The 15,495-nt window shown below is 60.3% G+C and carries 12 protein-coding genes; 4 read left to right on the forward strand and 8 right to left on the reverse strand.

All coding sequences use genetic code 11. From position 1 onward, the window contains the following. Positions 1-215: 215 nt before the first annotated feature. Positions 216-971, reverse strand: a complete 756-nt coding sequence (locus tag OKC41_RS10090; RefSeq protein ID WP_201894204.1) for an NYN domain-containing protein — start codon at positions 969-971, stop codon at positions 216-218. A gap of 616 nt (positions 972-1,587) precedes the next feature. On the opposite strand from OKC41_RS10090, the gene OKC41_RS10095 reads away from it, so the two are divergent. Continuing rightward, the gene (locus OKC41_RS10095) at positions 1,588-2,043 is read left to right on the forward strand and encodes a YcgN family cysteine cluster protein (RefSeq protein WP_201894202.1); all 456 of its coding nucleotides are present in this window, start codon (positions 1,588-1,590) and stop codon (positions 2,041-2,043) included. A 116-nt stretch (positions 2,044-2,159) separates the two neighbouring features. Here the strand turns inward: OKC41_RS10095 and OKC41_RS10100 are convergent, their stop codons facing one another. The 5 genes from OKC41_RS10100 to phnR form a co-directional block, all read right to left on the reverse strand. After that, the gene (locus OKC41_RS10100; RefSeq protein ID WP_201894200.1) at positions 2,160-3,566 is read right to left on the reverse strand and encodes an FAD-dependent oxidoreductase; all 1,407 of its coding nucleotides are present in this window, start codon (positions 3,564-3,566) and stop codon (positions 2,160-2,162) included. Positions 3,567-3,584: 18 nt separating this feature from the next. After that, on the reverse strand, positions 3,585-5,321 hold the full coding sequence (locus tag OKC41_RS10105) for a putative 2-aminoethylphosphonate ABC transporter permease subunit (protein WP_270671957.1): 1,737 nt from the start codon (positions 5,319-5,321) through the stop codon (positions 3,585-3,587). Continuing rightward, on the reverse strand, positions 5,318-6,412 hold the full coding sequence (locus OKC41_RS10110) for a putative 2-aminoethylphosphonate ABC transporter ATP-binding protein (protein ID WP_270671958.1): 1,095 nt from the start codon (positions 6,410-6,412) through the stop codon (positions 5,318-5,320). Before OKC41_RS10110 ends, OKC41_RS10105 begins: the two co-directional genes overlap by 4 nt. A 272-nt stretch (positions 6,413-6,684) precedes the next feature. Further along, positions 6,685-7,704: a putative 2-aminoethylphosphonate ABC transporter substrate-binding protein gene (locus OKC41_RS10115; RefSeq protein ID WP_139737218.1), complete on the reverse strand. Its 1,020-nt coding sequence runs from the start codon at positions 7,702-7,704 to the stop codon at positions 6,685-6,687. Between the two features lie 120 nt (positions 7,705-7,824). Further along, positions 7,825-8,532 (reverse strand): phosphonate utilization transcriptional regulator PhnR, encoded by a 708-nt coding sequence (phnR, locus tag OKC41_RS10120; RefSeq protein ID WP_139737217.1) that lies wholly within the window; start codon positions 8,530-8,532, stop codon positions 7,825-7,827. Positions 8,533-8,784: 252 nt separating this feature from the next. Here phnR and phnW point away from each other — a divergent pair, with 252 nt between their 5' ends. Genes phnW through phnX form a run of 3 tightly spaced genes read left to right on the forward strand, consistent with a single transcriptional unit; the run spans position 8,785 to position 12,180 of the window. Continuing rightward, positions 8,785-9,927, forward strand: coding sequence for a 2-aminoethylphosphonate--pyruvate transaminase (gene phnW, locus OKC41_RS10125; protein ID WP_201894194.1), 1,143 nt, complete (start codon positions 8,785-8,787; stop codon positions 9,925-9,927). Further along, positions 9,924-11,348 carry an aspartate aminotransferase family protein gene (locus tag OKC41_RS10130; protein WP_201894186.1) on the forward strand — a complete coding sequence of 475 codons (1,425 nt, stop codon included), beginning with the start codon at positions 9,924-9,926 and terminating at the stop codon, positions 11,346-11,348. The genes phnW and OKC41_RS10130 overlap by 4 nt, the downstream gene beginning before the upstream one ends. Then, positions 11,341-12,180, forward strand: a complete 840-nt coding sequence (phnX, locus tag OKC41_RS10135; protein WP_201894184.1) for a phosphonoacetaldehyde hydrolase — start codon at positions 11,341-11,343, stop codon at positions 12,178-12,180. Before OKC41_RS10130 ends, phnX begins: the two co-directional genes overlap by 8 nt. 137 nt (positions 12,181-12,317) lie before the next feature. Here phnX and pflB read toward each other — a convergent pair whose 3' ends face one another. Together pflB and focA are read right to left on the reverse strand one after the other, a co-directional pair. Beyond that, the gene (gene pflB, locus OKC41_RS10140) at positions 12,318-14,600 is read right to left on the reverse strand and encodes a formate C-acetyltransferase (protein ID WP_010674504.1); all 2,283 of its coding nucleotides are present in this window, start codon (positions 14,598-14,600) and stop codon (positions 12,318-12,320) included. Between the two features lie 41 nt (positions 14,601-14,641). Next, the gene (gene focA, locus OKC41_RS10145) at positions 14,642-15,490 is read right to left on the reverse strand and encodes a formate transporter FocA (RefSeq protein ID WP_010674505.1); all 849 of its coding nucleotides are present in this window, start codon (positions 15,488-15,490) and stop codon (positions 14,642-14,644) included. Positions 15,491-15,495 lie beyond the last annotated feature (5 nt).

Below are 15,495 nucleotides of genomic sequence, written 5' to 3' on the forward strand. Positions count from 1 at the left end.
TTCTTCATCCATCGTGATGCTCATGTCTGTGATCTCCACTCATTATGACCTGAGCAGGATTTCAGTGGGTCATTACATCTTTTAGCGAGGTGATGGTTTATTTTATCACTTCAGTTAACTCCCTAACGAAGATGCCAGCTTATTAGCTGCATTTATTAGGGAGTATATTTTGCGTGTCAGAGCTCGTTTCGTTTTTCGACCATAGAGACTTATGATTAGTTTTTACTTGCTGCGGATTGTAAGGGCGTCGTGGACTTATTCAGTTGTTTTGCTTTTCTTTTGTCTCTAACCCAAATAACTGAACCATTTGTCTTTTTCATCTCGAAGAGATCGATGGACTGGAATAGATCGCTCAGTTTTCTAAATCCGTAGTTTCGTTGATCAAATGAAGCATGGTTTGAAATGTGGTTGCCAATCTCGCCAAGCATGGCCCAGCCATCATCTTCGCCAATAGCATCTATTGCTTGCCTGAGTAAATTGATGAGTTTTGTGTCCCCCTTTATATTTTTACTTTGTTTTTGAATGGGTTGTTCCAGAGCCGGTTCTGCATCAAGATATAGAAATCGAGAGCAACTATTGACGAATGGTAATGGTGCTTTTCGCTCTCCAAATCCGATGACGAATTTTCCATCAGCAAGTGTTCTAGTAACTAAAGGTGTAAAATCACAATCTGATGATACAAGGCATATTATGTCAATGTGTTTTGTGTATATGACGTCCATGACATCAATGACTAATGCCATGTCTGTAGCATTCTTACCCTTTGTTAAATCAAATTGTTGTACTGGTTGTATAGCATAATCGTGTAGTACATCTTCCCATGGTTTAATATTCGGGTTTTTCCAGTTACCATATGCTTTTCTAATGCTTACAACGCCATATCGAGCTAATTCTGAAAGAACAATATCTATCTTACCTGCCGGTGCATTATCAGCATCAATAAATACGGCTATTTTTTCTTTATCTTTCATGAAAGCCTCCGTGCATAAATTTATTTTATGAGCAGTGATTCCATTATACTACTTAGCCGTAGGTTCGAATAATGAAGCGTATTCGGACGTTCGGGAAATGTATTATGCCACAAGCGTCTCCAGCCACCAGTGACAAACAGCCCAAGATTGTTACGTTGCTGCAACCAAGTTGGCTGATGCTGTTTCGCTGGTGAATCAATCTGTCGCCGTTTTGGGCAATAAGCCGGCCACGGTGGTTGCTAATGCCTCCTCCGTCCAGGTCAAAGGGTCATGCTGAACCCGGGTTAGCTCCCGCTTATTGACCCTTGCACAACGTTCCTCGCTATCAGGGCTGGCTATCACTTGCGTCATAAAAATGCGGACCCAATAGTCTGCATGTCGCAGGCAAAGGCGCCGGGCTTACGGCATTTCGCTTTGCTCGCAGTGCATGGCAGGCTTAGCCTTGATTGGGCAAATCGGTCTTGCTGTAAAAGACGATGTGAGTAACGTGGGGATCGTTGATCTGTTCCAGAATACCGACCTAGAGTTCATAGGCGAAACCGCCACCAACCTTGAAAAATCGGGCCATAGGGCGTATAACCACGCGCTTGTCAGTGTATTGAGTGAGCCAATTTTTATGCAGCAGAGTGAACCCGTGCAGAACGCCCCCTTTTGGCAGGTAAAAAGCCTGCAACAGATGACCATGACCGAGTGGGAGTCCCTGTGCGATGGCTGCGGCAAGTGCTGCCTGAACAAGCTCATTGACGAGGATACCGAGGAGCTGGTGTTCACCAACGTGGCCTGCAACCTGCTCAATACCAAGACCTGCCAGTGCTCCGACTACGGCAACCGCTTTAAAAAAGAGCCGGACTGCCTGCAGATCACCCACGACAAGATTGCCGAGTTCAACTGGCTGCCCTCCACCTGCGCCTATCGCCTGCTGGCGGAGGGGCAGACCCTGCCGACTTGGCATCCCCTTATCACCGGCAGCCGCAGCGCCATGCACCAGGCCGGTCAGTCGGTGCGCGGCAAGGTGATCCATGAGGTACATGCCGGCGATTGGGCCGACCATATCATCACCTGGGCCAGCTAACGCCAGGGCTGTCTTTCGGGCCAGCCGCGAGCCATACCAACCGCGAAGGGGCAGGGGAGTCATCACTCTCCTGCCCCTTCGGCTTTCTGGCTCCTTCCAAAGTGCTGCGAAGGCGCCTATTTGTCCGCCTTGCCCGCCGCATCGGCAAGTTTGGCCAGCTGTTTGTCATACCAGGCCACCGGGCGGTTCTCATCTTCCGCCTGCTCCTTGCGCCGGATGGCGTTGCGCACCGCCATGGCCCCCAGCCAGCGAAACGGCTCGGGCGGAAAGTAGCCGCGCGGGCCGCTGACCAGGGCGCAGTCGCGCCACGGCTTGTCCGCTTCCCGCACTTCATCGCGTACCAACGCCGCCAGGATCTGGCCGCCGATCCAGCTCTGCGCCACCCCGTTGCCGGAATAACCGAGGCCATAGACGATATTGGGCTGCCCTCGCCAGTGGCCGAAGAAGGGGAGGCCATCCACTGAGCGGTCGGAGGCGCCGCACCAGCTGGCGGCGATGGGCACCTCTTTGAGCGCCGGAAAGAAGCGGCGCAGGGTGCGGGTGAGGGGGGCAAGATAACGGCTGGGCGCATCGAACTCGGCCAGATGGCGGTTGGCAAAGGCGAAGGTGTTGCCCCCCTTGCCTAGCATCAGCCGTCCTTGCGGGGTCGAGCGGTAGTAATGGACAAAGGTGCGGCCATCCACCACGGAGCGGCCGTGCTCAAGCTGCTGGGCGGCCAGTGCATCCGGCGCGGGGTCGGTGATCACCATGTCGGAGGAGACCAGCACGATACTGCGGCGAAACTCGCGAAAGTGCGCCGCCATGGCGCTGTTGAGGGCCAGCACCACCTTGCGGGCACTCACCTCACCTTGCGGTGTCTGCACCCGCGCAGGCTGACCCGCTTCGAGGCGCTGCATGGGGGAGTGCTCATAAACCTCGATCCCCAGCTCCCGCGCCACCCGCAGCAGGCCGCGCACCAGCAGTGCGGGTTGCGCCGAACCGGCGTGGGGGCTGTAAAGCCCCTCCAGATGGACGTGAGAGCCGCTCTGGCTCGCCAGTTCACCCTCCGCAATCGCCTGCCACTGGTTAAGGTCGGCTCGCTGTAGCTCCCGCAATACCGGCTCCATCAGGCCGCGCTGGGCCTCGCTGGTGGCGGTGTAGCAGGTGCCCTCGACCCTCAGCTGTGCTTCTATCTTGTGCGTTTCGCAGAAGCGGGCGATCTCGTGTACCGCCTGCTCGGATCTTTGCACCAGCCAGGCGGCTTGCTCTTCGCCAAAGAGGCGCTTTAAGGTCAGGTATTTGGCCGACCAGGTGAGCAGGCAGCCGCCGTTGCGCCCGGAGGCGCCGCTGCCACACAGGTCTTTTTCCAGCACCATGATGCGCAAGTGTGGCTCGGCCTGTTTAAGGGCGATGGCGCTCCACAGCCCGGTAAAGCCGCCACCGACGATGCAGACATCGACCTCGTGGTGGCTGTGAAGTGGCGTGGGGGGGGCGGGTTGTTCGGCGGCGAGCGCTTCGGCCAGCCAGAAGGGGAGAGTGGACATGATGACTCCTCGACAAGGTTATGGGTGGCGCCAGCGCTGGGTGCGATCCAACAGGGCGCGGCTCAAAAAGAGCTGGAGCAGCTTGACGGTGGCGGCGGCCAGCAGGATCAGGGTGGCCATGGCGGCGGCCGCGGCGGTATCGCCGGAATCCTCCATGTTCAGCACGGCGATGGAGGCGAGCACGCTGTCGCTCGAATAGAGGAAGATCACCGCCGAGGTGGTGGTCATGGCGTTGACGAACAGATAGATGAAGATCTCCAAGAGCGCTGGCAGGGAGGCGGGCAGGGTGACCCGCCAGAACGCCTTCCAGAGCGGAATGCGCAATGAGATGGCTACCAGCTCCAGCTCCTTGGGCAACTGCTTGAGGCTGGTCAGCGCCGTCATATGGCCCACTGTGTAGTAGTGGATGATGCAGGAGAGCACCATCAGCGGCAGAGTGCCGTATAGGCCGCCAAAGAGCGGATTGCCGTTGAAAAAGAAGATGTAACCCAGCCCCAGCACCATGCCGGGCACCGCCAGCGACAGCATGGCGAGCAGATGCAGCAGCTGGCGCAGCCATGCAAAGTGGCGCCCCTTCTCCTGTGCCCAGGCCAGCACCATCACCAGTACGGTGCCGATCAGCGCGGTATAGAGGCCCAGCTGCAAGGTGTTGGTAAAGGGCTGCCAGCCGTAGACGCTGTTGCTGTCAAAGGCGTAGTGATCCAGCGTCAGCCCGAGGTTGTAGGGCCAGAACTGCACCAGGGAGCCGTAAACGGCCATCCCCACCAGCGCCAGAAACAGCAGGGCCCAGAGGGTACACCAGCCGAGCGCCAGCAGATCCCGCAGCCGATGGGGTTTGGGCTGATAGGGCACCGCCTTGGTGCTGCTCTGCTCCTGCATCTTGCTGCGCACCCTGTGCTCCAGGGCAAAGCTCATGAGCGCCGGCAGCAGCAGGGTGACGCTGGCAACGGCGCCCAGCGAGAAGTTCTGCATCCCGATCACCTGCCGGTAGATATCGGTGGCCAGCACGCTGTACTGGCCGCCAATCACCTTGGCCACCCCGAAGTCGCAGATGGTGAGGGTAAAGACGGCGATGGCGGCGCTGAGCAGGCCGTAGCGGGCGGTGGGCAGGGTGACGGTGATAAAGGTGCGCCAGCCGCTGCTGCCCAGCACCCGGGCCGCCTCATAGAGGCGCGCATCGCTCTGACCCAGCGCAGTGATAAGGATCATCAGGGCGTGGGGAAAGCACCAGAAGCCGAGGCCAATGACGATACCGATGGGGCCGTAGATGCTCTCGCCGCCGAGCAGCCCCTTGGCGATCCCCTGATTGCCAAACCAGTAGACCAGGCTGATGGCGGGCAGCAGGGAGGGCATCAGCAGTGGGATGAGGCCGACGAGGCGAAACAACCCCTTGCCCGGCATGCAGGTGCGGGTGAGGGCATAGGCGTAGCCGAAGGCGATGGTCACCACCAGCGCAGTGATCAGCACCCCGAGCCAGAGGGTGTTGGCGATGGTGCGCCCCAGATGAGGGGAGTCGAAGTAGGCGCTGAAGTTGGCAAGGCCCACCCAGAGGCCGTTCTCATCCTGCAGGCTCTTTTGCAACATGGCGAGCAGGGGCAGCAAGAGGCCCCCCACCAGCAGGGCGATACCGAGCACCAGCAGGGTCAGCTGCAGCAGCTGATCCCGGCTCCAGCCGCGACAGAGCCGCTGCCAGCGGCCGTCTTGCCGGGCTGTCGCTGGCGGCGGCAGGGAGGAGGTCGCAAGGGGGGCTGTCATGGACGCTCTCCTTCAAACAGCTGCATCGCCCCGGCGGGCCAGTGCAGGGAGCAGCGCATGCCGCTGCGCCAGCCACCCTGTTCGTGGCGGGGCAGCTCGTGGGTCGGGCGCTCCACCAGAATTTGCTGCGGGCCCAGATAGGTGTCTGCGGTGCAGATAAGGCGCTGGGTGGCGCCGAGAAACTCCACCTGATCGATGGTTGCTTCAATGCCATGTTGGCCAAGAGACAGCTCGCTCGGCGCACTCAGGGTGATCGCCTCGGGGCGGATCGCCACCTGCAATTTGCTGCCGGCGGCGGCCCGGTTGGTGAGTTGCAGCGGCTGCTCGTTGAGGCGCACCTGATTGGGGCCGAGCACCAGGGCATCGAGAAAGTTCATGGTGCCGACAAAGCTTGCCACGAAACGGCTGGCAGGCTGGTGGTAGATCGCCTGCGGGGTGCCCACCTGCACGATGCGGCCGCCCTCCATCACCACGATGCGATCGGCCATGGTCAGCGCCTCTTCCTGATCGTGGGTAACCATGATGGTGGTAATGCCAAGGCGCTGCTGCAGGGCGCGGATCTCGCTGCGAAGGTGGGTGCGAACCAGCGCATCCAGCGCGCTGAGCGGTTCGTCCAGCAGCAACAGGCCGGGGGAGAGGGCCAGTGCCCGGGCCAGCGCCACTCGCTGCTGCTGGCCGCCGGAGATCTGGCTCGGGTATTTGTGGGATTGGGCAGTGAGATCCACCAACCCCAGCCAGTGATCGACCCGCTCCTTGATGAGATCCCGTGCCAGCCCCTGATTCTCAAGGCCGAAGGCGATGTTCTGGGCCACCGTCAGGTTGGGGAAGAGGGCGTAGGATTGAAACACGATGCCAAAGTCGCGCTGCTGGGGCGGCAGGCGGGAGATATTGCGCCCCCCTTGCCAGATCTCGCCGCTGTCCGGCAGATCCAGCCCGGCGATGGCTCTGAGCAAGGTGGTTTTACCGCAGCCGGAGGGGCCGAGAAAGCAGATAAACTCCCCCGGCTCAATGGTCAGAGAGATCCCTTTAAGGGCCTGAAAAGCACCGAACTGCTTGTTGAGATGTTGAATGTCCAGATAGGGCTGGGTCATGGTTCGACTCGCTACTGATTTGGTATATACCAGTTTGCGAGTGAAGTGTGACGTTCAGGTGATCGGGGGATGACAGCTTGATGACAGTCAAATGACATCGGGTCGCCAGCAAGTAGTTGGGCCCTGTGTGGATGGGCGAAGCGTCGCTAATTGAAGGCAATACACACTCGGGAAGTGAAAACCAAAAAGCGAAGGCCAACAGCTGTTGGCCTTCGACTGGCAGTTTATTGGTGGCTGTGTGTGGGGCGTGAACAAACCGCCGCCCTTCACGCTTACTGCTTGGCTTCGGTCTTGCCGTCGAAGCTGGCACTCCACTGGGCCAGGATGGCGTTACGCTCGCGGGCTGCCCAGCTAAAGTCGTTGTCGATCATCTGGCCTTTGATATCAGCCGGATAGCCCGCTCTCGGTTGGGCTACATCGGGGATGGCGACCACTGCGAACGACTTGTTGTAGAGGGCGTTGGCCTGTTCGGTGGCGGCAAAGTCGAGCAGCTGTTTGGCGGCTTCCAGCTTGGGGGTGCCCTTGATGATGGCGGCGGCTTCCATATCCCAGCCCGACCCCTCTTTCGGGAACACCACCTCAATGGGGGCCCCCTTGGCCTTGAGGCTGGTGGCCGGGAAGTCGAAGGAGATGCCGATCACCGTCTCGCCGCTGGCGGCCAGCTTGCAGGGGGCGGAGCCCGAGTGGGTGTAACGGTCGATGTTCTGGTGCAGGCCGTTCATAAATTGCCAGCCCTGCTTCTCACCCATGGTCTGCAGCCAGCCGGCGACGCTCAGGTAACCGGTGCCGGAGGAGCTGGGGTTGGGCATGATCACCTTGCCCTTGTAGATGGGCTTGGTGAGGTCTGCCCAGCTGGTGGGCGCCGGGATCCCCTGCTTTTCCGCCTCTACCTTGTTGAAGCAGATGGCGCTGAAGAAGGCGTCCAGACCGATCCAGTGCGGCTCGGCCTTGCTGTCGCGAAAGCGGCTGTCGAGCTTGTCCAGCCCTTTCGGTGCATAGGCATTGAGCATCTGCTGCTGATCGAGCTGCATCAGGCTGGTCGCCGCCAGTCCCCATACCACATCCGCTTTGGGCTGGGCTTTTTCTGCCAGCAAGCGGGCGGTGACCACGCCGGTGGAGTCACGCACCCACTTGATGTTGATATCCGGATGCTGGCGCTCGAACGCGGTTTTCAGCTCGTTGAGCTGCTCCGGTTCGAAGGCGGTGTAGACGGTGAGGTCGGTCGCGGCCAGTGCCGGGGCGGTCATGGCAGCCAGTACGGCGGCGGCCAGCAGATGGGTTCCCTGTTTCATCCTCTTCTCCAGTTAAATTGGTTTGGTATAAACCAGATTGGTCGAGAGAGAGGCTAGGGGATCTTTATGACGTGACCGTGACAGCCCCGTGACGTTTTGCCGTCCCTGATTTGTTCATGATTAATCCTGGGTATCCACCTCGATCTCCAGACTGTCGTGGCGCCAGTACTCCAGATCGAAATCGAGCACCCGGCCGTGCTGATCGAAGTTGAGTCGCTCGAGGCGCAGGGCGGGCAGACCGGCGGTGGCCCCGAGCGCCTTGGCCACCTCGTCCGGCAGGGCGGTGGGGAAGAAGCGCACCTGCATGCGGGCGTAGTGGAGATCGTAATGGGCCTGGTAGATCTCGGTCAGACTGCCGGCAAGATCCAGCTCCAGAAGGCCGGGCACCCGCTCAGGCAGGCAATGGTTCTCGCAGTAGCAGATGGCGCGCCCGTTGGCGTAGCGCAGCCGTTTTAGCAGAAACAGGCTGTCAAACGGCTTGAGCTGCAACTGCGCCATCAACGCGGGCGGCACCGCCTGGCGGCTTTTCTCCAGCAGCTCGGTGCGCGGCTCGCCCCCTTGCTCCCGCACTATCTGGTGAAAGTTGGAGGTGCGTCTGGGGTTCAAGCGAAAGCGCGGCGGGGTGACAAACCAGCCGCGGCGATCCTCCCGATAGATAAGGCCGTTCGCCTCCAACTGCACCAGCGCCTCGCGGATGGTAACCCTTGTGGTGCCATAGAGTTCCCCCAGCAGCCGCTCGGAGGGGAGCTTGTCGTTGGGGGCCAGGCCCCCCGCCAGGATCTGGTTGGCGAGGGCATCCTTGATCTGCAGGTATTGGGGTTTGCTCATGAAAATCCCTGGTTTTGCAATAAGTTGTGCAATGAGTTGGGACAGGGCTGGTCATCTGCCCGGTGGTTAAACGGCGACATCAAGATGTGTTGGTAGATACCAGTGTTAGGTCTGTGGTTCAGGCTTTCTAGATTATCGCGATCCCGGCGCTGAAAATGAATTTTTTGTTGCACGCAGCGCCACCCCTTTGACCTTGGCGGGGCAGTTACCCACAATGCGCTCATTCTGGTATATACCAAAAGGAGCGAAGTCATGACCCATATTCCTGCGGCCCCCGCCGCCGTCGATTACCTGCTGCTGACCCCGGGCCCCCTCTCGACCACCGCGACTGTGCGCGCCGCCATGCTGCAAGACAGCTGTACCTGGGATGCGGACTACAACCAGGGTGTGGTGGAGCCCATCCGCCGCGAGCTGGTGCGCCTCGCCACTGGCCCTGAATATGAAAGTGACTACAGCGCCGTCTTGCTGCAGGGGAGCGGCAGCTATGTGGTGGAGAGCGTGCTGGGCTCGGCAATAGGCGTCGATGAGTGTCTGCTGATCATCAACAACGGCGCCTACGGTGCCCGCATGGGGGAGATGGCCCGTTGTCTTGGCCTGCGCCACCATGAGCTGGACTGCGGCGAGACAACCCGCCCGGAACCCGCCGCCATTGAGGCGATGCTGGCGCGCCACCCCGATATCACCCACTTGGCCATGGTGCACTGCGAGACCACCACCGGCATGCTCAATCCGCTTGAGGAGGTGGCTGCGCTCTGCCAGCGCCGCGGCATTCGCCTGATCGTCGATGCCATGAGCAGCTTTGGCGGTATCCCCATCGACATGGGGCGCCTTGGCATCGAGTTTCTCATCAGCTCGGCCAACAAGTGCATTCAGGGGGTACCGGGTTTTGGCTTTGTCATCGCTCGCCGCGTGGCGCTCACGGCCTGCGCCGGTCGTGCTCGCTCGGTCTCCCTCGACCTGCACGCCCAGTGGCAGACCATGGAGCAGCAGGGGGGCAAGTGGCGCTTTACCTCGCCCACCCATACCGTGCTTGCCTTTGCCCAGGCCCTGCGCGAGCTGGATGAGGAGGGGGGCATTGAAGCCCGTCATCAGCGCTACAGCGAGAATCAGCGCACGCTGGTGGCGGGGATGGCTGCCCTCGGCTTTGCGCCGCTGCTGCCCGAGCAGTGGCAGTCTCCCATCATCACCGCCTTCTACTCTCCGACCCACCCGGACTACCGCTTCGCCGACTTCTACCAGCGGCTCAAGGGGCAGGGCTTTGTCATCTATCCGGGCAAGGTCTCCCAGGCCGATTGCTTCCGTATCGGCAATATCGGCGACGTGACGCCAGAGCGGGTGCGCTGCTTGCTCGCCGCCATGGCCAGCGCCTGCTACTGGCAAGGGGACGCGCGATGACGAGCCAAGCGCCTCACGGTTGCGATCAGCACGACCATAAGCTGCACGGCAGCGGCCGCGCCGACAGCGAAGGGGATATCAACCTCGGCGAGGGTCGGGCGCGCTGGTGGGCAGGTCAGAGCGAAGAGGTACAGGCCGGATTGGCGGAGGATAGCCGCTACTTTCTCCATCAGGCACTCTCCACCCCCTGTTTGGATCTGATTGAGCGCGTGCAGGGGAGCTGGCTGACCAGTGTATCGGGCAAACAGTATCTCGATTTTCACGGCAACAGCGTCCATCAGCTGGGCCACGGCCACCCCAGGGTGGTGGCCGCGGTGCAGCAGCAACTCGCCGATCTGCCGTTTGCGCCCCGCCGCTACACCCATCAGGTCGCCATCGACTGCGCCCGCACCCTGGCCGAACTGGCCCCCGGCGATCTCAACCGGGTGTTGTTCGCCCCCGGCGGCAGCGAAGTGGTGGGGATTGCCCTGAAGCTCGCCCGTTTCATAACCGGCAACAGCAAGGTGGTGTCCCTCTGGGATGCTTTTCACGGTGCCTCCCTCGATGCCATCTCGGTCGGCGGCGAGGCCTGTTTTCGCGCCGGTATGGGCCCATTGATGGCCGGTGTGGAGCGCATCCCGCCGCCCACCCGTTATCGCGGCGTCTGGTATCGCGGGGAGGGGGATGACCTGCACTACGCCGATTATCTGGAGTACGTCATCGAGAAGGAGGGAGGGATCGGCGCCTTTATCGCCGAGCCGATCCGCAATACCGATGTACAGGTGCCCTCGAAGGCCTACTGGCAGCGGGTGCGGGAGATCTGCGATCGCCACAAGGTGCTGCTGATCGTCGACGAGATCCCCAATGCCCTGGGGCGCACTGGCCACTGGTTCAGCTTTGAAGAATTCGGCATCGAGCCCGACATCATCTGCCTTGGCAAGGGGTTGGGGGGCGGTGTGGTGCCCTTTGCTGCCCTCATCACTCGGGATCGTTTCAATCAGGCGGCGGCCATTTCACTGGGTCACTACACCCACGAGAAGAGCCCCATCGGCTGCGCGGCGGCTCTAGCCACCATCAGTACCATCCGTGAAGAGGGGTTGCTGGCCAAAGTGTGGGAGGATGGCCGTTTTATGGCGGCCGAGCTCGGCAAGTTGGCCGAACGTCATCCGCTGATCGGGCAGGTGCGCGGTATCGGTTTGCTCTGGGCGCTCGATCTGGTGGTCGATCACCAGAGTCGCACCCGCAACAGCCAGGCCGCCGAGCGGCTGCTCTACCGCTGTCTTGAGCTGGGGCTCAGCTTCAAGGTCTCTCAGGGCAATGTCATCCAGCTCTCGCCGCCGCTCAATATCGCTCGCGCCGATCTGGTGCGCGCCATCGCCATTCTCGATCGCGCCCTCGGCGAGATCGCCCTTTCACCGAAACAGGAAGATCACCATGACTGACTTGCAGATTGCCGCAGACCCGACCACCGACGTAGAGGCGCTGATCCTCGACTGGGCTGGCACCGTCGTCGATTTCGGCTCCTTCGCCCCCACCTCCATCTTCGTCGAGGCCTTCGCCCGCACCTATGACTTTGCTGTGACCCTGGATGAGGCGCGCCAGCCCATGGGGTTGGGCAAGTGGGATCATATCGCCGCGCTCGGCCGTCTGCCCTCGGTGGATGCGCGCTGGCAGGCCCGCTTCGGCCACCCCATGAGCCACGCCGAGGTGGACCACCTCTATCACACCTTTATGCCGCTGCAGATTGCCGCCGTGACCCGCTTTGCCGCACCCATTCCCGGGGTACTGCCGGTGCTGGAGGCACTGCGGGGCCAGGGGCTGCGCATCGGCTCCTGCTCCGGTTACCCCCGTCCGGTGATGGAAGCGCTGGTACCTGCTGCGGCCGATCACGGTTATCGCCCGGATCACTGGGTCGCCACCGACGATCTCAAGGCTGGTGGTCGCCCCGGCCCCTGGATGGCGCTGGCCAACGTGATTGCGCTGGGAGTGAGCGCCGTGCATCGTTGCATCAAGGTAGATGACGCCGTGCCGGGTATCAGCGAAGGGTTGAACGCGGGCATGTGGACGGTGGGATTGTCGGTCTCCGGCAACGAGTTTGGCGCCACCTGGGACGAGTTTGCCGCCATGAGCGAGGCGGAGATCGCCGCCCGGCGCGTACCGGCCGAGGCCAAACTGCGGGCGGCGGGGGCGCACTACATCATCGACACCCTGGCGGATATCGCCCCGGTCATCGCCGATATCAATCGCCGTCTGGCTGCGGGTGGGCGGCCCTGAACAAGGCGGGATGAGAGGAGGGGAGAGCCGGCCTTGCCGGCAGGTTCAGGCCGATGCTCCCTGACTATCAGGCATAAAAAAACCGGCGCCTTGGCGCCGGTTTTGATTCACTGCAGCTCTTGCTTATCAATAAGCGATTACAGAGAGGCGGTGAAGGTACGGGTGATGACGTCTTGCTGTTGCTCCTTGGTCAAGGAGTTGAAGCGAACGGCATAACCGGATACGCGGATGGTCAACTGCGGATATTTCTCCGGGTTTTCCATGGCGTCCAGCAGCATCTCACGGTTCATCACGTTGACGTTCAGGTGCTGACCACCTTCCAGGTTGGCTTCGTGGTGGAAGTAACCATCCATCAGGCCGGCCAGGTTGGCTTTCTGGGCTTCCATGTCTTTGCCCAGGGCATTCGGCACGATGGAGAAGGTATAGGAGATACCATCTTTGGCGTAAGCGAACGGCAGCTTGGCAACGGACGTCAGGGAAGCAACGGCACCCTTCTGATCACGGCCGTGCATCGGGTTAGCACCCGGGCCGAACGGCGCACCGGCGCGACGACCATCCGGGGTGTTACCGGTCTTCTTGCCGTACACCACGTTGGAGGTGATGGTCAGCACGGACTGGGTAGCCACGGCACCGCGGTAGGTATTCAGCTTCTGAATCTTCTTCATGAAGCGCTCGACCAGGTCGCAGGCGATGTCATCGACGCGAGCGTCGTTGTTGCCGAACTGCGGGTACTCGCCTTCGATTTCGAAGTCGATGGAGACGCCATCGGCATCACGTACCGGCTTGACCTTGGCGTACTTGATGGCAGACAGGGAGTCAGCGGCTACGGACAGACCGGCGATACCACAGGCCATGGTGCGATAGACGTCACGGTCGTGCAGCGCCATCAGGGAGGCTTCGTAGCTGTACTTGTCGTGCATGTAGTGGATGATGTTCAGGGCGGCGACATACTGCTTGGCCAGCCAGTCCATGAAATGATCCAGTCTGTCCATCACGTCGTTGTAGTCGAGGTACTCGGAGGTGACCATTTCGGTCTTAGGACCGACCTGGATCTTGAGCTTCTCGTCCATACCGCCGTTGATTGCATACAGCATGGTCTTGGCCAGGTTGGCACGGGCACCGAAGAACTGCATCTGTTTGCCGACGATCATCGGAGACACACAGCAAGCGATGGCGTAGTCATCGTTGTTGAAGTCCGGACGCATCAGGTCGTCGTTCTCGTACTGAACGGAAGAGGTCTCGATGGATACCTTGGCGCAGTACTTCTTGAAACCGACCGGCAGCTTCTCGGACCACAGGATGGTCAGGTTCGGCTCAGGGGACGGGCCCATGGTGTACAGGGTGTTCAGCATACGGAAGCTGTTCTTGGTGACCAGGGTACGGCCGTCAACGCCCATACCGGCCAGGGTCTCGGTGGCCCACATCGGGTCGCCGGAGAACAGTGAATCGTATTCCGGGGTACGCAGGAAGCGAACCATACGCAGCTTCATGACCATGTGGTCCATCAGCTCCTGGGCTTCTTGCTCGGTGATCAGGCCTTTTTGCAGGTCACGCTCGATGTAGATGTCCAGGAAGCTGGAGGTACGACCGAAGGACATGGCCGCGCCGTTCTGGGACTTGACTGCCGCCAGGTAGGCGAAGTAGGTCCACTGGACGGCTTCTTTGGCGGTCTTGGCCGGTACGGAGATGTCGCAGCCATATTTGGCAGCCATCACCTTCATCTGGGCCAGGGCACGGTGCTGCTCGGAGATCTCTTCGCGCAGACGGATGGTGGCTTCCAGGTTGACACCGTTTTCCAGGTCAGCCTGCAGGGACTTGAACTGGGCCAGTTTGTCAGCCATCAGGAAGTCGATACCGTAGAGGGCAACACGACGGTAGTCACCGATGATACGGCCACGGCCGTAGGCATCCGGCAGACCAGTGATGACGCCGGACTTGCGGCAGTTCAGGATGTCTTTGGTGTAGACGTCGAACACGCCTTGGTTGTGAGTCTTGCGGTACTCGGTGAAGATCTTCTCGACCATGGGGTCAAGCTGGCGACCGTACACTTCGCAAGAGGTCTTGACCATCTTGATACCGCCGTTGGCGATGATGGCGCGCTTGAGCGGTTTGTCGGTCTGCAGACCAACGATTTGCTCCAGGCTCTGGTCGATATAGCCGGCATCGTGAGCGGTAATGGTGGAGGGCAGGTCGGTATCAAAATCGACCGGCGCGTGAGTGCGGTTCTCGATCTTGATGCCTTCCATGACCTTGTCCCACAGCTTGGTGGTGGCTTCGGTCGCGCCAGCCAGGAAGGACTCGTCACCTTCATACGGGGTGTAGTTCTTCTGGATGAAGTCACGGGTGTTGACAGAGGTCTGCCATTCACCGGCTGCGAAGCCTTCCCATGCTTTTTGGAACTGTTCGTTAAGTTCTGCCATTTTCATTACCTCTCAAGGTATTTATGTGTCTGCCGCCATCCTTAATGATGGCGACGGAAGATAAACCAGTAAGTCAGCCCAACCATGACGCCACCACCAATGATATTACCGATGGTGACAGGGATGAGGTTGTGCAGGACGAAGTTGGACACGGTCAGGTCGGCAAAGGTCGCCGGATCCTGGCCGATGGCCTGCCAGAATTCCGGGCTCGCGACGCTGTGGATGGCGATACCGACCGGGATCATAAACATGTTTGCAATACTGTGCTCAAAACCGGAGGCCACGAACATGGCGACGGGAAGCAGCATCACCATCACCTTGTCGGTGGCGCTGCGGGCGCCGAAGGCCATCCACACGGCGAGACACACCATGAGGTTGCAGAGGATGCCAAGGGCCACGGCCTCGAAGAAGGTGTGATGGATCTTGTGCTGGGCCACTTTCATGGCGTTCAGCCCCCACTGACCATCCGCTGCCGTGTATTCCGCCGACATGATGATGAGGCCGACGATGATGAGACCGCCGATGAGGTTGCCGAAGTAGACCAGTCCCCAGTTCTTGAGCAACTGGGCCCAGCTGATGCGATTCGCCGCCTTGGCTACCAGGGTGAGGGTAGTGGAGGTGAACAGTTCGGCGCCGAGCAGGACGCAGAGGATGAGACCGAGGGAGAAGCAGATGCCGCCCACCAACTTGGACATGCCCCAGGCCATGCCGCTTGAGCCCGTGGTGACGGTGATATAGAAGACGAAGGCGATGGCGATGAAGGCGCCAGCGGTGATGGCCAGGGGAATGACCTTGTATGCGGGCTTGGTGGCCTTGGCATAGGTAATGTCTTCGGCCAGGGCGGCGATGGCTTCGGGCTTCAGACAATCAAAGGGAGATTCTGCTTTCAATTCTC

The sequence above is a fragment of the Aeromonas sp. QDB17 genome (assembly GCF_027705305.1).
Lineage (GTDB): Bacteria > Pseudomonadota > Gammaproteobacteria > Enterobacterales > Aeromonadaceae > Aeromonas > Aeromonas caviae.